The organism is Benzoatithermus flavus, assembly GCF_037908215.1.
Classification (GTDB): Bacteria; Pseudomonadota; Alphaproteobacteria; order Geminicoccales; family Geminicoccaceae; genus Benzoatithermus; species Benzoatithermus flavus.
Genome location: NZ_JBBLZC010000030.1, coordinates 15,594 through 40,090, shown reverse-complemented (window position 1 = coordinate 40,090; position 24,497 = coordinate 15,594). Strand labels below are relative to the sequence as shown.

The following is a 24,497-nucleotide window of genomic DNA, read 5'->3' as shown; positions in this document are numbered from 1 at the left end:
CGCTTCCGCTGTCCTTATTCCTGCGCGCATCGTGTATGGACGATTTGTCATCTCGTGCCGGCCCGGGATCCATCTCAGTCGCTAGCGCGGACCTTCACGTAGCGGCCCGGTGCATCCTCGATCGGCGGCAGGCTGCCGCGGGCGGGATCCCGGGCCGGCACCTTCCGGCCGCTACGTCGTGCGAGCCATGCCCGCCAGTCCGGCCACCACGAGCCCTCCTTGTGCTCGGCACGCGCGAGCCAGACCGCCGGGTCCGCCGGCTGGCGCGGGTTCACCCAGTAGCCGTACTTGGTGGAGGAGGGCGGGTTGATCACGCCCGCGATGTGGCCCGAGCCGCCGAGTACGAACCGCACCGGTCCGCCGAACCGCAAGGAGCCGCGATAGGTCGAGGCCCAGGGGGCTATATGGTCCTCCCTGGTCGAGAGGAAGTAGCAGGGCACCTCGATCCGTCCGAGATCGATCGGGACACCTTTGAGCACGATCCCGCCGGGCTGCGCCAAGAGGTTCTTCTGGTACATGCTGCGCAGGTAGAAGCTGTGCATCATGCAGGGCATGCGCGTGCCGTCGGCGTTCCAGTAAAGGAGGTCGAACGCGGGCGGTTCGCGGCCCATGAGATAGTTGTTGACGACGAAGCTCCAGATCAGATCGTTGGCGCGCATCAGGCTGAACACCTTCTGCATGTGGCGCGCCTCGAGATAGCCCTTCTTTTGCATGTGCCGCTCGATGAGATCGAGCTGCTCGTCGTCGATGAACACGCCGAGCTCGCCGGGGTCGGCGAAGTCGGTCATGGTGGTGAGGAAGGTCGCGGCCTTGACGCGGTCCTCGCCCTTGGCCGCGAGCCAGGCGAGGAGGCAGGCCGTGAGCGTGCCGCCGAGGCAGTAGCCGATCACCGTCGTCTCGTGCTCGCCGAGCGCCCGCTCGATGGCATCGAGCGCCGCGAGCGGGCCTTCCTCGAGATAGTTCTCGAAGGTCTTGTGCGCGAGCTCCCGGCCGGGGTTGACCCAGGAGATCACGAACACGGTGAAGCCCTGGTCGACCGCATACTTGATGAAGCTGTTCCTGGGCTGGAGGTCGAGGATGTAGAACTTGTTGATCCAGGGCGGGACGACGAGGAGCGGCCGCTTGTGGACCTGCTCGGTCGAGGGCGCGTACTGGACGAGCTGCATGAGCTCGTTCTCGAGGATCACCTTGCCGGGCGAGGTCGCGAGGTTCCCGCCCACGATGAAAGCATCCTCCCTGGTCGTCGAGATCGCAAGCTCGCCCTTGCCCTTCTCGAGATCGGCGAGCAGGTGTTCGAGCCCTTTCAGGAGGCTCTCGCCTTTGGTCTCGGCGGCGCGCCGCAGTACGGCCGGGTTCGTGAGCGCGAAGTTCGTGGGTGAGAGCGCGTCCGCGAGCTGACGGGTGTAGAATGCGACCTTCTCCTTGACCTTCGGCTCGAGCCCTTCGACCGCACCCACCGTGTCCTGGAGCCAGCGCGCGGCCAGAAGATAGCACTGCTTGATCCAATCGAAGACGACGTCCTCGCTCCAGGCCTCGTCCTTGAACCGCTTGTCGGCCGGGTCGGGCGCGATCGGAGGTGCTATCCGCTCGCCGGCGGCCCGGCGCAGCCCGTACTGCCAGAGCTCGCCCATCCGCTGCCAGAGCTGCTGCTGCGCCTGCTCGAGCTTCTCGGGCTCGGCGAGCAGCGCCTGCGAGAGCGCGGCGAAGGCGTTGCCGACGATCTTCGGGTCGGGGATGCGAAAGCCGTCCTCCTCGACCCGGCGCTTCAGAAAGGTCCGGGCCACCCGCCGGCTCCGCTCGAGCAGATCCGCCAGCGCCCGGCCGAGCTCGGCCGGATCGGGCTCGAACGTCTCGGGCATGCTCGCTCTCCTCGGGCACCGCGATGCAGGCGCGTCGCCGTCCTGTTCTTGCTCGTTCCCGCTGCCCCGAGCAGTGGGGCAGCCTCTCGCCGCGCGCAAGCGCGGCGCGTCGCTTTTCCGCAGCCCTTTCGATCGTATGCCGGTCGGCGTTGCACGGGAATCGACCAGCGCTTCGTCCGGTCGATCGTCGGTCATCTGTCGTTCCGTTCGAGCCAGAGCGCGACGAGGCAGAGGCCGATGCCGAGGACGAGCAGAGCCAACGAGAGAATCTGGAGCCATTCCGGCCAACCCATGATCGTGCTTTCGTGCTCTGCGGGCGGGCCGGTCCCGTCCGGTCCCCGTGCCTGGTGGCTCATCCGGCCGGAACGAACAGGCTGGCCACCGCCTCGAGCATGCGCTGCGGGGATGCCGGCTTCGGCAGGAGCAGGGCGTCGTCCCACATGCTCTCCGGGAAATCGGACCGGATGAAGCTCGTGTAGAACAGGAACGGCACCGCGATGAGCCGCAGCATCGCGGCCAGCGGCCACACGAAGTCGCCGGCCAGGCTCACGTCCAGCACGGCCGCATCCGGGCGCGTCGAGCGGACGAGGCCCAGCGCGTCCTCCACCCGGCCCGCAGGACCGAGGACCCTGTAGCCGGCGTCGAGCAAGGTGTACTCGAGATCGAGGGCCGTCAGGGCCTCGTCCTCCACCACCAGCACGAGCGGGCCGCGGGTGTCCGGCTGCTCGTTGCCCGAGGACGGAGCTGCGGGAATGGGACGATGGCGCATGAAGGCCGTCCTTCGGCGGTCGGGTTGCCGGCGGGAGCGGGGTGCAGTGGCACTGTTCCCTGTCGGCGGGACCCGGGCATGGGTTCGCGGTCGAGCCGTGACCGACGGCCGGCTGGCGGCAGCATCGTTCCGATCCCAAGGGCGACGATCGAAGGCTGGAGAACCCCGGTATCGGCCCTGGCGGCCCGACGGAGAACCAGATCATCGCCGGACGTAAGCTGCATTCTTCCCGGGAACGCGCCCGACTTCACCTAAGGGCTGATACGTACCGGCTTGCTGGCGGGGAGCATGGGCGGGCACGGAAGACGGATACCGGGTCGGTGGCTCGCTTGCACCGCAACGAGGCATCATGGCCGAAGAGCCGCCGGGATCAGTCTGGAAGCCGCGCCAGCACGTCGCGAACGGCCCGAAGCAGGACGTTCGCGAGCAAAGGCTTCTGCAGGATCGGCCTCAGTCCCAGGTCGTGCGCCCGCGCCTCGGCACGGGCGACGTTTCCGCCGGTCATCAGCAGGATCGCGAGCTTGCTGCCGCGGGCGCGCAGCATCTCGGCAATGGTGATGCCGTCCATGCCCGGCATGTCGACGTCGAGCAGCACGCAGCCGCGGCTGCCATCGTCGCAGGCGGCCAGCAGCTCCTCCCCGCTGGCGAAGGAGTGGACGGAAAAGCCGGCAGCCACCAGCAAGAACACGATCGAGCGTCGCACCGCCTCGTCGTCGTCGACCACGAAGACCGTCACAGGGGGTGCCATCAGCGCGCTCCGATCGACGCGTGCGGGATCCGGCTCGGGACGGCCGGCAACGGGTTCCCGACGGCTCGTGCCGCAGGTCGGCGCGCCGTCGTCCCGAAACGACCGGAGCAGGAAAGGCCGCTCGCGCCGGGGATGCAACTCCGGTCCGCTACGTAGGGTGGCCGGAGCGGCTACGGCTCGCGCTGCCCCTGCAGCTCCAGCAGGACGCCGAGACGGACGATCTCGGCGAGCGTGCGGGTGCCGAGCTTCTCCATGACATTGGCCCGGTAGATCTCGACCGTGCGTGGGCTGATGCCGAGATCCCCCGCGATCTGCTTGCTCAGCCGGCCTCTGATCAAGCCGTCGAACACTTCCCGCTCGCGGGAGGACAAGGTCGCGATCCGGGCCGCCGCGTTCTCGACCTGCTCCTGCTGCCGCAGTATCCCCGAGCATGCTCGCAGCGCCCGCTCGACCACGGCGAGGAGTGCGCCCGGCGCCAACGGCTTCTCCAAAAGATCGACTGCCCCCGCCTTCATCGCTTCCACGGCCAGCGGCACATCGGCGAACCCGGTCACGACCACCACCGGCAGGCGGCTGCCGCGACGGGCCAGCTCGCGGATCAGCTCGAGGCCGCCCATGCCGGGCAGCCGGACGTCGGTGATTAGGCAGCCCGCCTCGATCCGGTCCAGCTCGGCCAGGAGCGGCTCGGCCGCCTCGTGGGCCCGCACGCGATAGCCCGCGACCTCGAGGTTGAAGGCGAGCGCACGGCGCAGCGCCTCGTCGTCCTCGACGACGAGCACGACGGGCCTGCGGTCGTCGGGCGGCACAGCGGACCTCGTTCCGTCACAGCGGCAGGGTGAAGGTGAACACGGCGCCGCCGCCCTGGTTCGGCTCGGCCCAGATCCGGCCGCCGTGCGCCTCGGCGATCGAGCGGCAGATCTTGAGGCCGAGGCCCAGCCCGTCGTGCTTCGTGGTCACGAACGGCTCGAACAGGCCGGCTCCTCCTTCGGGCGGCAGACCCGGCCCGGAATCGGCGAAGGAGACGGCGATGGTCTCGCCGTCGGCCGTGATCGCCGTGGCGATCCGCAGCTCCCGCCGCGATGCCTGGGTCAGGGCATCCACCGCATTGCGCACGAGGTTCACGACGATCTGCGACACCTGCACCCGGTCGACCACGACCGGCGGCAGGTTCGGTGCCAGCTCCCAGATCACGCGGATGCCGAGCCGGTCGGCCCCCGCCAGGGCCAGGGCCGCGGCCTCGCGCACCAGAGCATCGAGGTCCGCAGGCTCGCGGGCCGCCGTCTCGTGCTCGCTGCCCTTGCGGACGAAGCCGCGCAGGCGCTTCAGGATCTCGCCGGCGCGCGTGGCTTGGTGGAGCACCTCGCCGAGGCCTGCCAGCACGAGCTCGCGGGCATCCGGCCTGCCCGACCGGAGCAGCCTCTCGCAGCCCTCGACATAGCCGGCGGTCGCCGCCAGCGGCTGAGCCAGCTCGTGCGCCAGGGTCGCCGCCATCTCCCCCATGGTGGTGAGCCGGGTGGCGTGCAGAAGCTCCATCTTCAGCTCCCGCTGCTGCTGTTCCGTGCGCATCTGATCGTCGATGTCCTCGGTCGTGCCATACCAGCGGATGATCGGCCCTTCCGGGTGCTCGGCGGTAGGCTCGCCACGGCGCGGGAAGGCGCGCCCACGCATCCAGCGATAGGAGCCGTCGGCCATGCGCAGGCGGTACCGCACGTCGGCCGGCTCGCCCGTGGCGACGGCGTGCCCCCACTGCTGCATGCAGCGCGGCAGGTCGTCCGGATGCACCACGTGGGCCCAGCCCAGGCGCACGGCATCCTCGCGGCTCTGCCCCGTCCATTCCAGCCACCGGTCGGTGAAGCTGATGAAGGCGCCGGTCGGGTCCGCGGTCCAAGGGTTCTGTGGGCTCAGCTCGATGGTGCAGCGGTAATGCTCCTCGCTCTCGCGCAGCGCGGCCTCGGCGCGCTTCTTGTCGGTGACGTCCCAGTTCGTGCCGAGCATCCGCGCGCCGGCGGCACCGCGGAGCAGCCGCCCACGTCCGGCGAGCCAGCGTATGGTTCCGTCGGGAAGCACGACACGGAACTCGTGGGCGAAGTCCTCGCCGGTCCGCAGCACCTCGGCCAGGATCTTCTCCAGCTCCGGCAGGTCGTCGGGATGGACGCAGTCGAAGAAGCGGCCGGTGTCCACCTCGCCGCCCGTGTCGGGGACACCCAGAAGCTCGAACTCGCGCGCGTTCCAGACCGAGCGGTCGGTGCCGACCTCCCAGACCCACATCCCCATCTGCGCGCCTTCGAGCGCCAGGCGCAGCCGCTCCTCGTTCTCGCGGAGCCGTGCTTCGACGACCTGCCGAGCCCGGCGTGCCTCGACCTGCCCGGTGATCACCTCGCTGAACAGCGTGGCCCCGGCGATATTGCCGGCCGCATCCCGCCAGGGCCGCATCGACCATCGAATCCAGTCCATGCGGCCGTCGGCGCGGAGGAACGGATCCTCGTCGCAGGAAAGCTCCTCGCCGGCCAGCACGCGGGCGTGGATGTCGCGCCAGCGCTGCGGGATCTCGGGGAAGATCTCGTAATGCGAGCGGCCGATCAGGCCGATGCCCTCGGGAAGGCCGTAATCGGCGGTCATGCGGCGCGACGCGGCGAGGTAGCGCATGTCGCGGTCGAACATGGCGATCGCCGCCGGCGCGTGCTCGACGAACAGCGCGAACTGCGCCTCGCTCGAGGCCGCCGCAGCGGGAGACGTGCCGCCGTCGGCGGCGAGCGCTGCGGACGGCGGGGGGCGAGCGTTCCGGAACGGAAGGCGCGCACGGGCCGCGCATCGGCGAACGCCGTCGCGCAGGGCGGCGAACCATGTTCTGGCGGGCTCCACGATGCCCCCTGCGTCCGCGTCGAGCCGGCGAAAGTTGTCGGACACGCGTCGAATATCCTGCCCTGACCGGATTCTCCTTAGGATAATTTGAAACGGCGGGCGAAGTCCACCGAGGCCCGAAGCTCGGGTGCGGTGATCATTCGGCGCGAGGGGGCGAATGGCGGCACGACGAGCGATGGCGGCATCCGTTTCCGTGCTCGCCTGGGACGGCCGGAGAGGACGACCGCCGCCGGTGCCGTGCCGCGCAACCATGCGGCAATAAAGATAGACACTTTTTAGATTTACCCGTTTAAGCTCCTTCTCGCTAAACGCGAATATAAGCCCGGCAATCGCGCTCTATGGTGCGACGGGCGGCTGCGGGGCCGGCGAAGGGCCGACCCCGCCGAACCAGGATGCCGACCATGCAAAGCGTGGACAGCGTCCTCGGTGGGCGCAAAGTGCTCATCGCCGAGGACGACCCTCTTCTCGCCCTCGACCTCGAGGATCTGCTGCACGGCTTCGGCTGTGCCGTGCTCGGACCCGTGGCCTCTGTGGCGATGGCCTTCGGTGTCTCGAGCAGCCAGCGACCCGACCTGGTCCTGCCCGATCTCGAACTCCAGGACGGGCGGTCCGTGCCGGTCGCTCAGGTTCTCGGCACCTTGGGCGTGCCCACGGCCCTGATCACCGGCTGCGAGGGCTCGACCGACGAGCCGCCGTTGCGCAGCCTGCTCCGTCTGGTGAAGCCCTGCTCCACGGAGGCGCTGCACGCGCTCCTTCTGCGGCTGGTGCCCGGCACGGCAGCGTCCGCCTGATCTCGAAGCCGGCCGCGCCGTCGGCATCCGGCACGACGATCGGACCGGCCTTCTGGAAGCTCGCCGAGAGTGGGCGGCCCCGCGCGGGCGGCTGTCCCGATGCTCTCGCATCCGCCGGCAGGCGGGACGTTCCCGATTCGGATGAGATGTCGATGTTGAGACGCTTGCTGGCCGGCCGTGGCCGGTCCGATCATACCGTCCCCGCTCCGACGAAGGAGAAAGCCAGGCTCCTCCTCGTCGACGACGACGGTATCCTCTTGGGCTTCCTCGCCGAGACGCTGCGGGATCACGGCTACGAGGTGGTCACCGCCACGGACGGTGCCGAAGGGCTCGACAAGGCGCTGACCGGCCGGCCGGATGCCATCGTCCTCGACCGTACGATGCCCGGTCTCGACGGCTTCGAGGTGCTGCAGCGCCTCAAGCGCGACCGGCGCACGGCGGGAATCCCGGTGCTCATGGTCACGTCCTGCACCGCGAGCGAGGAGGTGGCCTATGGCTTGGCGCTGGGTGCCGTCGAGTATCTGACCAAACCGATCCTGAGCGGTGACGTGGTGCGCCAGGTCGCGCGGATGTTGGGTTCGTCCTTCGCTCCGGCCCCGATGGCGACGGGTAGCGTCGTGCCCCAGAGCCGGTGACGTGCCATGTCCTGCATCCCTGAGGATGATCGCGCAGCGGCACCGAAGTGCCCGATCTGCGATCCCGGCACGCTCGGTGGGGCAATGCTGGCAGCGCTGCTCTATTTCGCCGCCGTCGCCGCCATCGTGCCGACGCGCGAAAACGGGGATATCGCGGCCGTATGGCCGGCCAACGGCATCCTGCTGGCGGCCATGCTGCAGGCCGGCCGGCCGGCGCGCCGGCTCCTGCCTGCCGCTCCGGCGGTGGTGGCGGGAGCCGCTGCCAACCTGCTCCTCGGCATGCCGGTAGGGATGGCGCTCGGGCTCGCGGCGTGCAACGTGAGCGAGGCCGTGCTGGCGGCCACGGCGTTGCGCCGGGGGAGTGGCTTCGATGCCGCCTCGCTGCTCACGATGGACGGGCTCGCGCGCTTCGCGGGGATAGCGGGCATTCTGGCCCCGATGCTGGCCGCGAGCGCCGGAGCCGCCATCGTCGCCCTGGCAGGGGATGCTTCGTTCGGCGCGACCTGGTGGAGCTGGTATGTCGGCGACGCCCTGGGCCTCCTCACCACGGTTCCGTTCTTTCTGTGCTGGGCCAGCCCCTGTCTACGCCCGCGCCGGGGGGTGTGGCCGGCGCTGGAGCTGGCGGCGCTGACCGGCAGCGTGCCGATCGTCACCGTCCTGACCTTCACCCAGCAGCACATGCCGCTCATGTTCGTGATCTTCCCCCTCCTGCTGCTAACGGCCTTCCGCAGCGGGCTACCGGGTGTCACCGCCACCTTGCTGGCGCTGGGCATTTCCGCCACCTGGCTCACGACGCACGGGCAAGGTCCCATGGCGCCGATCCCAGGCGCGGGCACGGCCGAGCGGCTTCTCTACCTGCAGCTCTGTCTCGTGGTGGCGGTGGTCTCGACCCTGCCGGTCGCGGCCGTGCTGGCCGAGCGCGAGCGCCTGGCGCGTCATCTGGCGCAGGCGCGCCGGACGGCCGAGGTGGCGAGCCGGGCCAAGGATCGGTTCCTCGCCGCCATGAGCCACGAGATCAGGACGCCGATGACGGCCGTGCTCGGCATGGCCGACCTTCTGGCCGGCACGTCGCTCGACCCGACGCAGCACCGCTACGTGACCAATGTCCGCCGCTCCGGCCGGCTCCTCCTCGCGATCATCGACGACATCCTCGACTTCATGCGGCTCGGTTCGGGCGAGCTCCGGCTCGAGCGGGTGGACTTCGATCCGGCCGAGGTCGTCGAGCGCGTGCGCTCGAGCATGCAAGTGAAGGCCGCAGAGAAGGGGCTCGTCCTCGACATCCGGCTCGGGCCGGCACGACCGCCGGCCCTGCGTGGCGACCCGCGTCGGCTCGAGCAGGTGCTGCTCAACCTGGTCGGCAACGCGATCAAGTTCACCGAGAAGGGCGAGGTCGTGGTGAGGCTCGCCACGGAGCCCGTGGCGGACGGCACGATCCGGCTCTCCTGCAGCGTGCAGGACAGCGGCATCGGCATGAGCGAGGAGGAGGTGCGCCGCCTCTTCCGGCCTTTCTCCCAGGCGCACGACGGCATCGGGCGCCGCTTCGGCGGCACCGGGCTCGGGCTCGTCATCTGCCGCCGGCTGATCCAGTCCATGGGCGGCACGATCCAGGTCGAAAGCCGGCCCGGTCGCGGCAGCATCTTCCGGTTCGAGGTGATGCTCGAGCGGGGCCGCGATGTGGCTCCTGCCGCCGCGGTCCCGCCCGGCCTGCGCGACCTGCCGCCGCTGCGCGTGCTCCTCGCCGACGATGCGCCGCTCAATCGGGAGCTGCTCCGCGACATGCTCGTCCGGCACGGCCACGAGGTCGTCCAGACGGAGAACGGCGCCGAGTTCCTGGAGCGGGCTGCGCGCGAGCGGTTCGACCTTCTGCTGCTCGACATCCAGATGCCGGTCATGGACGGCGAGGAGGCAATCCGCCGTCTGCGCGCCGACTCCGGCCCGAACCGCCACGCACCGGCGATAGCGCTCACCGCCAACGTGGTCGAGGCGGATCGCCGACGCTATCTCGCGGCCGGGATGGACCGTTGCCTGAGCAAGCCGATCGTCTGGGCGCAGCTCTCCGCCACGATCGCCGCCCTGCTCGCGGCCGACGGGCGGGAGGAGGATGGGCCTGATCCAAAGACGGCGGTCGACTGGAGCTTCGTCGCGGCGACCTTCGGCGACATGCCGGTCGAGAGGCGGGACTCCTACCTGGCGCGAGCGCTCGCCGAGGCCCGGGCCAGCCTGGGCGAGCTGCAGGAGCAGCAGGCCGATGGGCAGGCGGCGTGCCGAACCGCCCACCGGCTGAAGGGCACCGCCCGCAGCTTCGGGCTCGTGGCCATCGGCGCCTGTGCGGAAGCGATCGAACGGGCGGCAGCCACCGGCAGCGATCTTCGAGCGCCGCTCGCAGCGCTCGAGCGCGCCGTGACGACGACCGCAGCGGCTCTCGGTACCGGGCGCTGCGATCAGAAAGGAAAGGGAGGCGCATGATGCGCCTCCCCGACCCTTGCCTGCCGGGTTTTTCGGCAACGACCCGGCTTTCGTCCGCCGCCATCATGGCCGGGCGCGGCGCACGAAGCAAGCGGGCAGTGCCAGCCAAGGGCAGCGATCCGTCACGATCTGTCGGGACGGATGCGGCGGATCGCCGATGCTCGGAGCAGAAGGGCTCATTGCCGGTCGATGGCGTCATCCGCCCCGCCCTCTGACATTTGCTTGGTCCCAATGCGGCAAATTGGCGAAGGGATGCCGCTTTCCGTTGACCGAGGTCGAGATTCGTAGCCACGATGCATCATGCCCTTCGGGCTCGCTCCGGCTCGGTGGGGCGATCCGCGATCCTGAGCCGTCCTGTCGTGGGGTCGCGAACGGCACGATCCGCCCGAGACCGGGCGCTCCGAGAGCGGAGGAAGCGGGCCGCAGCGATGCGGACCCGACCGCGATGGTCTGGAATCACAGTCGCCTCCACCTCTTTCCTCTCGTCCCGGCGGCATCGTGGCGCGAGATCCCGATCTCGCCCGAGCAGCTCCTGCTCGACGACCTCCTGAGCCGACAGCCTCTCCTCGCCGCCCTCAACGTCATCGTGGGCGTGGCCGCGGCCTCGGTCTTGAGCCAGACCGTCCCGTTGAAGGCGATCGGCCTCTGGCTCGGCTATCTCCTGCTGGTCCAGCTCGCCCGCACCGGGCTCTGGCTCGTCCGGTGGCGCTCGGTGGAAATCACCATGGGCCCGTGCGCCGCCCACGAGGTGATGATCGTCTCGGCGGTGGCGGGCTCGGTCTGGGGGATGGCCGGCTTCCTGTTCGGCGGGCCGGAGGAGAGCCCGCTCTTCATCCCGTTCGCGCTCGCAGGCATGACGGGTGGGGCCATCACCACCCTGCCGAGCCATCCGCCCGCCTTCTTCGCCTTCGTCTGGGCGACGCTTCTGCCCTATGGGCTGCGGCTCGCGGGCGAGGCGGATCCGACCGTGCGCACCATGGCGCTGGTCACCCTGCTCTATGGCGTCGGCATCTCGGCGATGGGCTATCTCTCCCACCTCACCCTGCAGCGCGCCGCGAAGCTCAGCCTGCAGAACGTCGAGCTCGTGGAGCGCCTCGAGAGCGCCCGGCAGAACCTCGAGCTGGCCGTGGCGGACCGCACGCGCGAGCTGCGGGAGGCCAACCTTTCCCTGGCGAACGAGATCGTCGAGCGACGGCGGGCCGAAGAGCAGCGGGAACTCCTGCTTCGCGAGCTGCGCCACCGGGTCAAGAACCTCTTGAACCTGGTGCTGGCGATCGCGCATCAGACCAGCGCCCGGGCCCGGACGACGGCCGAGTTCATGGAGCGCTTCGAGGGCCAGATGCGGGCGCTCATGGCGACGCATGACCTTCTGACCGCCTCGGGCTGGAAAGGAGCGGGCCTCGCCGAGCTCGCGAGCCGGTCCTTGCGGCTGCACGTGGGCGACGACCCGGAGCGCCTCCGTCTGCTGATCGAGGACCGGCCGCTCCATGCCGACATGGCCCAGAATCTGGGGCTGGTGCTGCACGAGCTCGCCACCAACGCGATGAAGCACGGCGCCTGGTCGGTTCCGGGCGGTCGGGTCGAGCTCTCCGGCCGGATGATCATCGGCCCGCGTGGCCCGGCGCTCGAGCTGGTCTGGCGCGAGATCGGCGGCCCCCGCATCCAGCCGCCGCGGCATCGGGGGTTCGGCACGACGCTGCTCGACCGCGCGATCCGGGGACGGCACCGGGGCGAGGTTCATCTCGACTGGCAGGAGACCGGCCTCGTCTGCCATATCGTTCTGCCCGAAGCCGCCTCGGGTGGGCCGCCGGAGCGATGACGGCAGGAGCATGCGGACGCTAGGGTTCGAGTGGAGGGTCCTTTGGCAGGCTCTGGCGAGAAAGCGCCACGTTCGGGCCGGCGGCGGCGCGGGAGGGCAAGCCGGCGCTCGGCCAGGAGGCCGAGACCGGGGTGAAGCGCGGGTGGAAGCGTGCCGAGCCCGGCGACGGCGGTTGACGAACGTTCACGGTGCCCGGTGCCATCAAGGAGCCCTGAGCGCGTGTGTTCCCGACCGAAAGGAGCCTCGGACCACGCGACGCCGCCTCGTCTCCAGCCAGAAGGCCGAGGCGGCCACGACCACGAGGCCCGGCGTTCGGAAGCTTTCCGGCAGGGGCGAGGGAAAAACTCGCGATGGTGCCGCCCGGCCCGGCGCGGTGCAACAACGGGGTGCCTGCGCCCGCGTCCCCTCAGGCACCCGGCCCGCTGGCGAGGCCGCCCATGTTGCTCGCGGCACGCCGCTCGACCTCGTCTATGATGGTGCGGCGCAGGCGCGGGTCGCCGGCGAGCAGACGGTGGAAGTCGCTCGCCTGCAGCTCGAGCAGCTTGCAGGAGGTGAGCGTGATCCCGGTCATCTGCCGCGGCCGGCCTTCGAGCAGCGCCATCTCGCCGAAGAACTGGCCGGGGCCCAGGACGACGCGCCGGTCCCTGCGGCGGATGACGACCTGGCCCTCGTCGATGAAGTACATGGCGTCGGGATGCTCGCCGCGCCGGACCACGGTGTAGCGTGGCGGCAGCATGCGCGGGCGCAGCAGCGCCGTGAGCTCGGCGAGCTGCGGCGGCGGCAGGTGCCGGAACAGGGGTACCCGCGCCACCATGGCGGCGGTGGTGGCGAAGTTCCGTTTTTGCAGCTCGTAGGCGAAGCCGGCACCTAAGATCGCGGTCGGCAGCGCGAACATGCCGATGCCGATGACCGCGACGAAGCCGGCCAGTACGCGACCGAGTGCGGTCACCGGGACGACGTCGCCGTAGCCCACCGTGGTGAGCGTGATGATCGCCCACCACATCGCCGCCGGGATCGAGCCGAACGCCTCGGGCTGGACGGCACCCTCGGCATGATGCAGGGCACCCGCGGCGAGCAGGAGGGCCACGGCCAGGATGGTCCCGGCGGCCGCGAGCGAGCGTCGCTCGTTGACCAGCACGATCTCGAAGGTGGCGAGCGCCGGCGAGTAACGAGTGATCTTGAGGATGCGCAGGATTCGGAGCGTGCGCAGGAGGAGGAAATCGCCCGGCAGGATCAATGCCAGATAGGTCGGCAGGATGGCGAGAAGGTCGATCACCGCCATCGGGGTCAGCATGTAGCGGAGCCGGCCCCACAGCGGGTGGGCGTACCGCTCGGCCCGGTCCTCGACCGCGACCCAGACCCGTGCGGCGTATTCCAGCGTGAACAGGAGCACGCAGCCATACTCGACTGCGCGCAGCCATGCGTCCCAGCGCTCCCGGACCGAGGGCACGGTGTCGAGGACGGCGGCAGCCACGCTCGCCACGATGAGGAGCACCAGCGCGTTGCGGATCCAGCGGCTCGCCGGCCCCGGCCACTCCTCGTCCTCGAGAAGCTCGTAGAGCTGCTGCCGGAGCGTGCGGCCGGCCCCGCTCGGATCGACGGACATGAACGTGGTGCGGCTCGCTCCCGTCGGGAACCGCACTCTATATGCGAGAGCCCGCGAAGGCCTGCAACAACCGTCGCGGCAAACCGGCTGTCCGCTCGCGGCGGCTCAGCGGCGGGTCAGAACGAGCTCCCGGCCGCAGGGCGAGCCCGATTCGACGAGCACGATCCGATTGCCGTCCTGTATGCCGCGCCAGACCGAATAGGGCCGGGCGCGGAAGAAGACCGGCCGCTGCATCTTGCTCTCGAGCTCGACGAAATTGTCGCTGTTCTGGTAGCCCTCGATCCACCAGGAGGTGAGAGCACCGCTCACGTGTTGGCCCACTCCCTCGGGGGCCGTGGTCGGGTAGGCCCGCCCATTCACCGCGGCGGGGATGGTGAGCGGATCGCGGTGGACCGTGACGTCGAACGCCAGCGGCGCGCACACGGCGGCCGTGGTGCTGCCGGCAGTGGTGGTCCCGTGCCAGACGATGGCGGTTCCCTCGGGTGCCGGGCGGGTATCGCCCTGCCAGCGCGCGATTACGGGTGCGCTGCTCGCCGTGAACATGTCCACGCACCCGGCCAGGGCCAAGAGGCAGCCCAGGGCGAGGAGCGGGCCGTTGCGAGCTTCTGCCATCGATGTCCCTCCGCCAAGCCGACCGACAGGTAAAGGCCGGCGCGGCCGCGAGGCAAGGGTTCGCGCGCGATGCCCGCTATTCCGCCGTCTGCCGATGCCGTTCGCGCACGGTGCGCGCCGCCTCCTCGATCATGTCCTCGCTGCAGCCCAGCCGCTGCAGCAGCGCTCGGCCCAGGGTCAGGCTGAGCTCGAGCGTTTCCGGCACCACGATGCTCGCACCCAGCCGCTCCAGCCGGTAGCCGAGGGCAGCGTCGTGGCCGCGCACCACGACCGGAATGCCGGGATAGAAGGAGCGCACGTTCGTGACGATCCGCTCCGCGGCGCTGGCCTTGTCGAGCGTGATCACCAAGGCCGCGGCTCTGCCCGTGCCGGCGCGATCCAGGACGAGCGGGTCGCTGGCGTCGCCATAGAACACGGGCCGGCCCGCCTTGCGCGCGACCAGGACGCGGGTGAGATCGAGGTCGAGTGCCACGTAGGGCACGCCGGCGCCATCGAGCATCGCGGCCACGGCGCGCCCGACCCGGCCGAAGCCCGCGATCACGACGTGCCGGTCGGGTGCCTGCTCCACCGTCGGCCCGGGTGCTCGCGGCAGGTGCCGGGCCAGCCAGTCGCCGAGCCGAGCCAGGAGCGGGGTCGCCGCCATCGACACCGAGATCACGAGCAGGGCCGTGGTATGCAGCTCGCTGCCGATGATGCCTGCTCCGGCCGCCGCGGCGAACAGCACGAACCCGAACTCGCCGCCTTGCGTCATGAGCAGGGCGGTGCGCAGCGCCGCGGCGGCGTGGAGGCCGAACAGCCGGCACAAGGCGAGGATGACGACTCCCTTCAGAAGGATCAGCACGAGGACGGCCACGAGGATGCGCGGCCAGTGCTGCAGGAGCAGGCCGATGTCGATCGCCATCCCGACCGAGATGAAGAAGAGGCCGAGCAGCATGCCTTTGAAGGGAGAGATCTCGGCCCCGATCTGGTGATGGAACGGCGACTGCGACAGCACGACGCCGAGGAGGAAGGCGCCGAGCGCCGGCGACAGGCCGGCATGGTGCGTCACCCAGGCCGCGACCAGGACGGAGAGCGCCGCCATCAGGGCGAAGCCCTCGGCGCTGCGCTGGCGCGCCACCATGGCGAAGGCGCGCGGCAGCAGCAGTCCCCCGAAGGCGACGATGCCGAGAACGGTTGCGAGCGTGAGGAGGAGGCGCGGCCCCGGCGAGACCGCAGCGGCATCTCCCGCCGGCCCCGGTGCCAGAAACGGTACCAGGGCCAGAAGCGGCACCACGGCGATGTCCTGCAGCAGCAGGATGGCGAAGGCGGTGCGGCCGTGCTCCGAGCCGAGCTCGTCCCGCTCGCTCAGGAGCTGCAGCACGAAGGCGGTCGAAGAGAGGGCGAGGCCCAGTCCCAGGATCAGCGCCGCCCGCCAGGGCTGGCCCGCCACGAGCGCCGCTCCGGCGAGCGCAGCCCCGCTCAGGACCATCTGCAGCGTGCCGAGCCCGAAGAACGCCCGGCGCATCGCCCAGAGCCGCCGCGGCTCGAGCTCGAGGCCGATGACGAACAGGAGGAACACGACACCGAGCTCGGTCGCCGCCGTGAGCGGGCCGATATCGATCACAGGTCCCGGTGTGTGCGGCCCCAGCACGACCCCCGTGGCGAGCAGCCCCAGGACCGAGCCGAAGCCGGCGCGATGGAACAGCACGATCGCCACCGTGCTGGCACCCAGCAGCAGCACGGCCGTGGTCAGGAGCTGGTCGAACAGCATGATGCCGGTAGGCGTGCCGGCGTCAAGGCGCGCTCGACGTGCACGAAGGTGCCACGGCCGCGAGGTCCTGGCAGCAGGGCAGGGTGCAATAGTCGAGCCGACCGCTCTCGCTGTCGATCCGCCAGACCCAGAGCGTGCCGACCGGGCTCGAGTTCTCGGCGTTGATCGCGAAGGGGCCCGTGGCGGCCGGGGCCGCCGGCGCCGACCAGGCCGAGCAGACGAGGCTCTGCGTTCCGGCGCGCAGGCAGGCCGAGACGCGGCCGTCGAACCGGTCGAGCCGCCAGGCGACGAACCGTCCGCTCTGATGCGCGGCACTGAGCGCGTAGCGCTCGTCCGGATGACCGGCACGCTCGTCGCGCTCGGCGGCCGTGGCCACGAGCGGCAGGGCCACGCTCGCGGTCGCGAGCAGGCACCCGAAAGCGTAAGATGGGCGGCCGGCGCGCCTGTGCCGCCGCCGGGCGTCAACCATGAGGTGCACCATGCCGACCTATGTCGCCCTTGCCAACTATACCGAGAAGGGGATGCAGAACGTCCGCGATTCACCGCGGCGTCTCGATGCGGTGCGGCAGCACCTGCGCGAGATGGGCGGCGACATCGTCTCCTTCTACCTGACCTTGGGCGAGCACGACATCGTCTTCGTCTACGAGGCGCCGGACGATGCGATCTCGGCCCGTTTCCTTCTGCTCTTGGGTGCTGCCGGCTTCGTCAGGACCAAGACGATGAAGGCGTTCCCGGAAGCGGCATACCGCGAGATCATCGCATCCTTGGGCTGAGCGGCAGGGGCCCGGCCCGGCATCATGCCGGGCCGGGCAGCGGCCTCACGCCACCTTCAGGGGCTTGTACTTGATCCGGTGCGGCTGGTCGGCGTCGGTGCCGAGGCGCCGGTGCCGGTCGGCCTCGTAGTCCTGGTAGTTGCCCTCGAACCAGACCACCTGCGAATCGCCCTCGAACGCCAGGATGTGCGTGCAGATGCGGTCCAGGAACCAGCGGTCGTGGCTGATGATCATGGCACAGCCGGCGAAGTCGAGGAGCGCATCCTCGAGTGCCCGGAGCGTGTCGACGTCGAGGTCGTTCGTGGGCTCGTCGAGCAGGATCACGTTCGAGCCGGACTTGAGCAGCTTCGCGAGGTGCACCCGGTTGCGCTCGCCGCCCGAGAGCTGGCCCACCTTCTTCTGCTGGTCCGAGCCCTTGAAGTTGAATGCACCCACATAAGCACGGGCCGGGATGCTGCGCTTGCCGAGCTCGATCTGGTCGAGCCCGCCCGAGATCTCTTCGAATACGGTCTTGTTGGGGGCGAGCGCGTCGCGGCTCTGGTCGACATAGCCGAGCTTGACCATGTCGCCGATCCGGATCGTGCCGCCGTCGGGCTGCTCCTGGCCCATGATCATGCGGAACAGCGTGGTCTTGCCGGCACCGTTCGGACCGATGATGCCGACGATGCCGCCGGGTGGCAGCTTGAAGCTCAGATCCTCGATCAGGAGACGGTCGCCGAAGCCCTTCCTCAGATGATCGGCCTCGATGACGAGATCGCCCAGGCGCGGGCCCGGCGGGATGACGATCTGGGCGCTGTCGGGTGCCTTCTCGCGCGACTGCGCGAGGAGCTCCTCGTAGGCCGAGATGCGGGCCTTCGACTTCGCGCGCCGTGCCGCCGGGCTCTGGCCGATCCACTCCTGCTCGCGGGCGAGGGTGCGCTGGCGCGCCTTCTCCTCGCGCTCCTCCTGCTCGAGCCGCTTCCGCTTCTGCTCGAGCCAGCCGGAATAGTTGCCCTCGTAGGGGATGCCGCGGCCGCGGTCGAGCTCGAGGATCCAGCCCGCGACATTGTCGAGGAAGTAGCGGTCGTGGGTCACGGCGACGACGGTGCCGCGATAATCCTTCAAGAAGCGCTCGAGCCAGGCGACCGATTCGGCGTCGAGATGGTTCGTGGGCTCGTCGAGGAGCAGAAGGTCGGGGTTGGAGAGGAGGAGACGGCACAAGGCCACCCGGCGCCGCTCGCCGCCAGAGAGCTTGGTCACGTCGGCGTCGCCCGGCGGGCAGCGCAGCGCGTCCATCGCGATCTCGAGCGTGCGCTCGATCTCCCAGCCGTTGCAGGCGTCGATCTTCTCCTGCAGCTCCGCCTGCTCGGCCATGAGCGCATCCATGTCGGCATCGGGGTCGCCGAACCGCATCGATACCGCGTTGAAGCGATCGAGCAGCGCCTTGGTCTCGGCGACACCGTCCATGACGTTGCCGAGCACGTCCTTCGTGGGATCGAGCTGTGGCTCCTGCGGCAGATAGCCGACCTTGACACCCTCGGCCGCCCAGGCCTCGCCGCCGATGTCGTGGTCGAGCCCGGCCATGATCCGAAGCAGCGTCGACTTGCCGGCGCCGTTGATGCCGAGCACGCCGATCTTGGCGCCGGGAAGGAAGGCGAGGGTGACGTTCTTCATGATCTCCCGGCCGCCCGGGTAGATCTTGGAGACGTTCTTCATCACGTAGATGTACTGATAAGCGGCCATTTCTCTGGATAGTCTCGGGAGACCGCGGCGATGCGCGGCCTTCTCCCGCGAAGGATGTTGGGGGTGACGTTACGCTCTCGTGCGTGCCTAGCACGAGAGCGGGCCGGATTCTATCGCCCCGTTCGGGCCGGTGCCGGCAGCAGGGCTCAAGGAGGGAGGGCCGGATCGGCCTCGGGCCGGGGCTCCGGGCCGGTCTCGCGGCGGTGCCGCTCCGATCGGGCCGGGAAGTTCACGACGGCCTCGAAGCCGTGCGTGCCGTCGATCGTGAGCGTGCCCTGAAGGCGCTTCACGAAGCCGTGGACGAGCTGCATGCCCAGGCCCTGCTCGAGCACGGTCTCGCCGTTCGCGACGATGCCGGGTCCGTCGTCGTGCACGCTCAGAACGTAGCGGTCGCCGTCGGGCCGAAAGCGCACCTGCACCGTGCCGCCGTGCCGGTCGGCGAGGCCGTGCCTGATGGCGTTGGTCACGAGCTCGTTGACGATCAGGCCCAGAGGCACCGCCCGGTCGAGGTCGATGGCGCTGCCCGGCTGCGAGTCGACCTCGATCCGGATCTCGCCCACGCGGGCGCCGCGCATCCCGGCCTCGAGCCGGGCGCACAGCTCGTGGAGATAGGAGCCGAAGTCGAGCGTGCTGATCTGGGTGCCTTCGAACAGGGCCGAATGGAGCTCGGTGATCGTGCTCACCCGCCCGCACGCCTCGTCGAACGCATCGCGCACCTCGTCGCTGCCACTGCGATTGGCCTGAAGGCGAAGCAGGCTGATGATCACCTGCAGGTTGTTCTTGACCCGGTGATTGATCTCGCGGAGCATCAGCTCGCGCTCGCGCAGGCTGCGCTCGCGCTCCTGAGTGATCATCGCCCATTCGGTGACGTCGCGGCAGATGCCGCCCGCCCTGACGATCCTGCCGGCGCCGTCCCGGATGGGGAATCCGCTGTCGCGTATCCAGCGTATGCCACCGTCGGGGCGGACGATCCGGTAGGTGAGGGCGACCTCACGCCCGCCCAGCACTTCCGGCAGCGCCTTCTCGACCTTCGCCCGGTCGTCCGGGTGCACGGTATCGAGGAAGGCGATCTCGCCCCGTAGCAGCGCGTCGCCGCTTCGCCCCCAGATCTGGGCGAAGGCCGGGCTGATGTAGTCGTGCCGGTTCCGCTGCCGGTCGAAGATCCAGAGCACGTCGTGGCTGTTCTCGGCGAACTGCCGGAAGCGCGCCTCGCTCTCCTTGAGCGCCTCGAGGGTCTCCTGCATCTGCGCTTCGTGGGCCTCAAGGCTCGCGGCCATGCCGTCGAAGGCCGCACCCAGCCGGGCCAGCTCGGAGTGCCGGTCGGCGAGACCCGCCCTGGCACCGAAGTCGCCGGCGCGCCAGCGCTCGGCCGCGCGCAGGAGAGCCTCCACCGGCTGCACGATGAAGGCCCTGCCCGCGAAGTGGGCAGCGGCCAGCGCCAGGAGGAGGCACGAGCCGATCAGCAGCAGGCCGCGCCAGCTCGCGGTCGCAAGCTCCGGAAGTGCTTCCCGTGGCGAGAGCGAGACGATCACGAGCAGCGAGCGATTTGTCGTGGCGGCCGGCGGCACATAGGCGATGATCCGAGACGCGTCGTCGTCGATGCCGGCGAGCACGCCGGGCCGGTCGGCCGCGAGCATCCAGCGAAGCTCCTCGCGCACGGGCTGGCCCACCTGCGCGGCCTCGGGCAGGCGCAGGATCGGGCTCCCGTCGCGGCTCGTGACGGCGAGCGTGGCGCCGGGCGGCAGCACCCGCGCCGCGAAATGCCGGCTCAGCCATGCGAGGTCGAGGCTGGCATGGACCAGCCCGCCCGTCCTGCCGTCCGGACCCGCGAAAGGCAGGGTCATGGGCAGGACACCTCTGCCGGTGAGCGGGTTTTGGGTATAGGTGCCGACGGCGAAGCCCTCGCCCTTTCGCCCCGTCTCGAACCAGGCCGTCCCGGACGCGTCGAGGCTCGCTACGGGCACGTCGTCCCCGGCGCAGAACCAGCGGCCGGAACCGTCGACCGCACCGACTGCCACATATTTCTCGATGCCGTGCGCGAGCTCCGTCACGAGCTGCCGGCAGGCGACGGCATCCTGCCGGCGCACCGAAGGTGCCGCGGCCAGCGACAGGAGGAGCGTGCGCGCCCCGTCGAGGATGCCGTCGAGCTCGCCGGCGGCGGACTGGGCGAGGCGCAGCGCCTCGGCCCGGACCTGGACCTCGCGATCCCGGCGCAGGATCAGCTCGTCCCAACCCTGGATGCCGATCGCCGGCAGCACCGCGAGCACGACGAGGAGATGCAGCCGTGTCACCAGGCTCATGCCGCCGTATTCGCTCGTTTGCGCATGATCGATCTGCCCGTGCGCTCCGACGGCCGGAGCGGCTTCGTTCTGCCACATACTCGTTTCGGGTGGGAGAGAACGAAGGTTCCTCCGCCTTGACGGGATACCGGAGCCGCGAGCCTAGCCCCGTCCGGGGCTGAGGCAAAAGGTATCGTGTGTCCCTGTCGCCCCTTGACCTAAGGTTCGTGCAATAAGCTCGGGCCGGAGAGCCGCTGCCGCCGGACCGAACGGGAGGACAGATGAGCAAGCGTATCCTCGTGGTGGACGACGAGCCCAACATCGTGATGTCGCTCGAATTCCTGATGCGTCGAGCCGGGTTCGAGGTCGAGGTGGCCAGAAACGGCAAGGAGGCGCTGGACGCGCTCGAAGGCACCCCACCCGATCTCCTGCTGCTCGACGTCATGATGCCCGAGTTCGACGGCTACGAGGTCTGCGAGCGGATCCGGGCCCGGCCGGAGTGGAACGGCACCAAGATCATCATGCTGACCGCGCGCGGCCGCGACGTCGAGCGCGAGCGTGGCCTGGCGCTGGGCGCGGACGCCTACGTCACCAAGCCGTTCTCGACCCGCGACCTGGTCGAGCAGGTCAAGCGGATGCTCGGCGTGAGCTGAGCATCCCGGTGTTGCGCCGGCGCTTGATCGCTCGGCGCACTCTGCTTTACTGCTCGCTCGAGCGGACGCGTACGGCCCCAGCAGGCTGGCGAAGCACCAAGAAGTCCGGGGTCTCGGGCCGGCTCGTGCAGCCCGGCCCGAGGGTGGGGGGCGCTCCAGGCCAGCGGCGGAACGGCAGGGTGCGCTGCGCGTGGGCCGCGGAACGGGAACCGAATCGCCCATGGTCGATCCACGCCGTCGCAACCGGCAGCTCGCCGTCTTTCTCGTGAGCCTGATCCTCCTGAACTTCCCGGCGCTCGCGATCGTGGACGGCATCATCCTGCCGAGCGGCGTGCCGCTGACACCCTACTACCTCCTTCTGGTGTGGATCGGCACGATCGCGCTGACGGCACTCACCGTGGTCTGGCGACGAGGCTGAGGCCCCATGCTGACCGCGGGTGCCGTCCTCCTCGCCTCGCTGCTCTATCTGGGCCTCCTGTTCGCCATCGCGTCTTGGGGCGATCGCCGGTCCGACCAGGGCCGCAGCGTCATTCGCAGCCCCTACATCTATACCCTCTCGCTGGGCGTCTACTGCACCGCCTGGACCTTCTACGGCAGCGTCGGCCTCGCCTCGAGCCAGGGGCTCGATTTCCTGCCGATCTATCTGGGCCCTACGCTCGCGGCCCTGCTGTTCGGCTTTCTGGTTCGAAAGATCGTCCGGATCACCAAGGCCTACGGCATCACCTCGATCGCCGACTTCATCGCCGCGCGCTACGGCAAGAGCGCGCTCCTGGCCGGCCTCGTCACCGTGGTCGCGATCCTGGGCGCCATTCCCTACATCGCCCTTCAACTCAAGGCGGTGGCCGCCAGCGTCACCGCGCTCGTCGGCAGCTCCGGCCTGCCCGTCGCCGGCGCCGGCGGCACCGATACGGCGCTCTTCGTGATGCTGCTCCTCGCCCTCTTCAGCGTGCTCTTCGGCACCCGCCACATCGACGCGACCGAGCACCACGAAGGCATGGTGCTCGCCATCGCCTTCGAGAGCGTCGTGAAGCTCGCGGCCTTCCTGATCGTCGGCGCCTACGTGACCTGGGTGATGTTCGACGGCTTCGGCGACATCCTCGCCCGCGCCGTCGAGCTGCCCGACGGGCCGCCCCTGACGATCGGCGGCGGCACGGCGGGCTATGCCGACTGGTTTCTCACCACCCTCCTCGCCGGCCTCGCGTTCCTGTTCCTGGACCGGCAGTTCCAGGTGGCGGTGATCGAGAACGTCGACGAGGCACACCTGCGCACCGCGAGCTGGCTCCTGCCGAGCTATCTCTTCGCCATCAACCTGTTCGTTCTGCCGATCGCACTCGCCGGCGTGGTCCGGGGCCTCGCCGAGCGCGACCTCTACGTCCTCCTCCTGCCGATCGCCTCGGGACAGGAATGGCTCGCCGTGATCGCCTATCTCGGTGGGCTTTCGGCCGCGACCGCCATGATCATCGTCGCCACCGTGGCGCTCAGCACGATGATCTCGAACGATCTCGTCATGCCGGTGCTGCTGCGCCTGCATCTTCTGAGGCTCACCCGGCGGCGTGATCTCTCCGGCCTCATCCTGATGATCCGGCGCGCCGGCATCGTGGTACTCCTGCTCCTGGGCTATCTCTTCTTCCGCCTCGTCGGCGAGAGCTTCTCCCTCGTCAGCATCGGACTCATCGCCTTTTGCGGTGTTGCCCAGGTAGCTCCCCTGATCGTCGCCGGGATCTACTGGAAGCAGGCGAACCTCATGGGCGCCATGCTGGGCCTTCTGGCCGGCGTCCTCGTCTGGGGCTATACTCTCGTTCTACCGGCCATGGCCGAGGCCGGGGTGATCGATGCGGGCTTCGTCGCGCACGGACCTTTCGGCTTCCGGCTGCTGCGCCCCCATGCGCTCTTCGGCCTCGAAGGCCTCGGGCCGGTGAGCCACGCCGTCGTCTGGAGCCTGGGGGTCAACACGCTGCTCGTCGTGCTCTGCGGGCTTCTCGGCTGGCAAGGCCATCTCGAGCGGCTGCAGGCCGTGCTGTTCGTGGACGTCGAGCAGCGCGAAGGGATCGGCCGGCTCTGGCGCGGCGAGGCCAAGGTCGCCGCGCTCCGCGGTCTTCTGATCCGCTTTCTGGGCCAGCACCGGGCCGACGCGGTGTTCGCCATGGACTTCCGCCGCCGCGGCGAGGTGCTCTCGCCCGACGAGACGGCCGACGCGGCGCTGGTCCAGCTCGCCGAGCGGCAACTCGCGCGTGCCATCGGCTCGGCTTCGGCGCGGGTGATGATCGCTTCCGTCGTGCACGGCGAGGTGATCGGGCCGGACGACCTGATCCAGATCCTGGACGAGACCTCGCAGGTGATCGAGCACAGCCAGCAGCTCGAGCAGAAGTCGCGCGAACTCGAGCGGGCGACGGCCGAGCTCAGGGACGCGAACGAGCGCCTGCGGCAGCTCGACCAGCTCAAGGACGACTTCCTCGCCACGGTGAGCCACGAGCTTCGCACCCCTCTGACCTCGATCCGCTCGTTCTCCGAGATCCTCCTCGACAATCCCGATCTCGGGCAGGAGGAGCGCGACCACTTCCTCGAGATCATCGTCCGCGAATCGGACCGGCTCACCCGCCTCATCAACGACTTCCTCGACCTCTCCAAGATCGAATCCGGCCGGATGGAGTGGCACGTCTGCGAATGCGGGCTGCGCGAGATCGTGGCCGATGCGGTGGCCGCGACCCACGGCCTCTTCGTCGAGAAGCGGATTCGCCTGACGCAGAGCCTCGCCGAAGCGCCGAGCCAGGTGCGCTGCGACAAGGACCGGATGATCCAGGTGATGATCAACCTGCTCTCGAACGCGTCGAAGTTCGTGCCGGCGGACGGCACGGGCCATGTGCACATAGCGCTCGGGCAGAAGGACGGGCTCTATCTCGTTCGGGTCGAGGACAACGGCCCCGGAGTCCCCGAGCCCTACCGCGAGGCGATCTTCGAGAAGTTCCGTCAGGTGAGCGGCAGCACGCTCAAGGGCAAACCGCAAGGGACGGGGCTCGGGCTCGCCATCTGCCGCCAGATCGTCGAGCATTTCGGCGGCCGGATCTGGGTCGAGGACGCGGCTCTGGGTGGAGCCGCCATCTGCTTCACCCTGCCGGCGGCGGCCGTGGCCGTGGAGAGAGCGGCGGCTTGAAG

The 24,497-nt window shown here is 69.7% G+C and carries 19 protein-coding genes; 8 read left to right on the top strand and 11 right to left on the bottom strand.

Annotation, left to right across the window (positions count from 1 at the left end):
* Positions 1–74: 74 nt before the first annotated feature.
* The 5 genes from U1T56_RS20935 to U1T56_RS20915 form a co-directional block, all read right to left on the bottom strand.
* Positions 75–1,859, bottom strand: a complete 1,785-nt coding sequence (locus U1T56_RS20935; protein ID WP_418161451.1) for a PHA/PHB synthase family protein — start codon at positions 1,857–1,859, stop codon at positions 75–77.
* A gap of 352 nt (positions 1,860–2,211) precedes the next feature.
* Complete coding sequence (locus tag U1T56_RS20930; protein ID WP_418161450.1) at positions 2,212–2,628, bottom strand: response regulator; 417 nt, start codon at positions 2,626–2,628, stop codon at positions 2,212–2,214.
* Between the two features lie 370 nt (positions 2,629–2,998).
* Positions 2,999–3,364, bottom strand: coding sequence for a response regulator transcription factor (locus tag U1T56_RS20925; RefSeq protein ID WP_418161449.1), 366 nt, complete (start codon positions 3,362–3,364; stop codon positions 2,999–3,001).
* Positions 3,365–3,546: 182 nt separating this feature from the next.
* A complete protein-coding gene (locus U1T56_RS20920) occupies positions 3,547–4,182 on the bottom strand; it encodes a response regulator transcription factor (RefSeq protein WP_418161448.1) in 636 nt (211 codons plus the stop codon).
* A 16-nt stretch (positions 4,183–4,198) separates the two neighbouring features.
* On the bottom strand, positions 4,199–6,283 hold the full coding sequence (locus tag U1T56_RS20915) for a PAS domain-containing protein (protein WP_418161447.1): 2,085 nt from the start codon (positions 6,281–6,283) through the stop codon (positions 4,199–4,201).
* A gap of 356 nt (positions 6,284–6,639) precedes the next feature.
* On the opposite strand from U1T56_RS20915, the gene U1T56_RS20910 reads away from it, so the two are divergent.
* The 4 genes from U1T56_RS20910 to U1T56_RS20895 all read left to right on the top strand — a co-directional run bounded on the left by U1T56_RS20910 (position 6,640) and on the right by U1T56_RS20895 (position 11,949).
* The gene (locus U1T56_RS20910; protein ID WP_418161446.1) at positions 6,640–7,029 is read left to right on the top strand and encodes a response regulator; all 390 of its coding nucleotides are present in this window, start codon (positions 6,640–6,642) and stop codon (positions 7,027–7,029) included.
* 152 nt (positions 7,030–7,181) lie between these two features.
* Positions 7,182–7,664 (top strand): response regulator, encoded by a 483-nt coding sequence (locus U1T56_RS20905; protein ID WP_418161445.1) that lies wholly within the window; start codon positions 7,182–7,184, stop codon positions 7,662–7,664.
* A 6-nt stretch (positions 7,665–7,670) separates the two neighbouring features.
* Positions 7,671–10,130, top strand: a complete 2,460-nt coding sequence (locus tag U1T56_RS20900) for an ATP-binding protein (RefSeq protein WP_418161444.1) — start codon at positions 7,671–7,673, stop codon at positions 10,128–10,130.
* Positions 10,131–10,575: 445 nt separating this feature from the next.
* Positions 10,576–11,949 carry a sensor histidine kinase gene (locus U1T56_RS20895; protein WP_418161443.1) on the top strand — a complete coding sequence of 458 codons (1,374 nt, stop codon included), beginning with the start codon at positions 10,576–10,578 and terminating at the stop codon, positions 11,947–11,949.
* A 406-nt stretch (positions 11,950–12,355) separates the two neighbouring features.
* On the opposite strand, the gene U1T56_RS20890 is transcribed toward U1T56_RS20895, so the two are convergent.
* The 4 genes from U1T56_RS20890 to U1T56_RS20875 all read right to left on the bottom strand — a co-directional run bounded on the left by U1T56_RS20890 (position 12,356) and on the right by U1T56_RS20875 (position 16,308).
* The gene (locus U1T56_RS20890; protein WP_418161442.1) at positions 12,356–13,555 is read right to left on the bottom strand and encodes a cyclic nucleotide-gated ion channel; all 1,200 of its coding nucleotides are present in this window, start codon (positions 13,553–13,555) and stop codon (positions 12,356–12,358) included.
* 105 nt (positions 13,556–13,660) lie between these two features.
* Positions 13,661–14,167: a hypothetical protein gene (locus U1T56_RS20885; protein WP_418161441.1), complete on the bottom strand. Its 507-nt coding sequence runs from the start codon at positions 14,165–14,167 to the stop codon at positions 13,661–13,663.
* 76 nt (positions 14,168–14,243) lie between these two features.
* Entirely contained in the window at positions 14,244–15,917 is a 1,674-nt protein-coding gene (locus tag U1T56_RS20880) for a cation:proton antiporter domain-containing protein (RefSeq protein ID WP_418161440.1), read from the bottom strand.
* A gap of 22 nt (positions 15,918–15,939) precedes the next feature.
* Positions 15,940–16,308: a hypothetical protein gene (locus U1T56_RS20875; protein WP_418161439.1), complete on the bottom strand. Its 369-nt coding sequence runs from the start codon at positions 16,306–16,308 to the stop codon at positions 15,940–15,942.
* Between the two features lie 88 nt (positions 16,309–16,396).
* On the opposite strand from U1T56_RS20875, the gene U1T56_RS20870 reads away from it, so the two are divergent.
* Positions 16,397–16,690, top strand: a complete 294-nt coding sequence (locus U1T56_RS20870) for a GYD domain-containing protein (protein ID WP_418161438.1) — start codon at positions 16,397–16,399, stop codon at positions 16,688–16,690.
* Between the two features lie 45 nt (positions 16,691–16,735).
* Here the strand turns inward: U1T56_RS20870 and ettA are convergent, their stop codons facing one another.
* Positions 16,736–18,412: an energy-dependent translational throttle protein EttA gene (gene ettA, locus U1T56_RS20865; RefSeq protein ID WP_418161437.1), complete on the bottom strand. Its 1,677-nt coding sequence runs from the start codon at positions 18,410–18,412 to the stop codon at positions 16,736–16,738.
* A gap of 146 nt (positions 18,413–18,558) precedes the next feature.
* Positions 18,559–20,712 carry a sensor histidine kinase gene (locus U1T56_RS20860; RefSeq protein ID WP_418161436.1) on the bottom strand — a complete coding sequence of 718 codons (2,154 nt, stop codon included), beginning with the start codon at positions 20,710–20,712 and terminating at the stop codon, positions 18,559–18,561.
* 260 nt (positions 20,713–20,972) lie between these two features.
* Here U1T56_RS20860 and U1T56_RS20855 point away from each other — a divergent pair, with 260 nt between their 5' ends.
* The 3 genes from U1T56_RS20855 (at position 20,973) to U1T56_RS20845 (ending at position 24,495) form a co-directional block, all read left to right on the top strand.
* Complete coding sequence (locus tag U1T56_RS20855) at positions 20,973–21,344, top strand: response regulator transcription factor (RefSeq protein ID WP_418161435.1); 372 nt, start codon at positions 20,973–20,975, stop codon at positions 21,342–21,344.
* A 220-nt stretch (positions 21,345–21,564) separates the two neighbouring features.
* On the top strand, positions 21,565–21,762 hold the full coding sequence (locus U1T56_RS20850; RefSeq protein WP_418161434.1) for a hypothetical protein: 198 nt from the start codon (positions 21,565–21,567) through the stop codon (positions 21,760–21,762).
* Between the two features lie 6 nt (positions 21,763–21,768).
* Positions 21,769–24,495, top strand: coding sequence for an ATP-binding protein (locus U1T56_RS20845; RefSeq protein WP_418161433.1), 2,727 nt, complete (start codon positions 21,769–21,771; stop codon positions 24,493–24,495).
* Positions 24,496–24,497 lie beyond the last annotated feature (2 nt).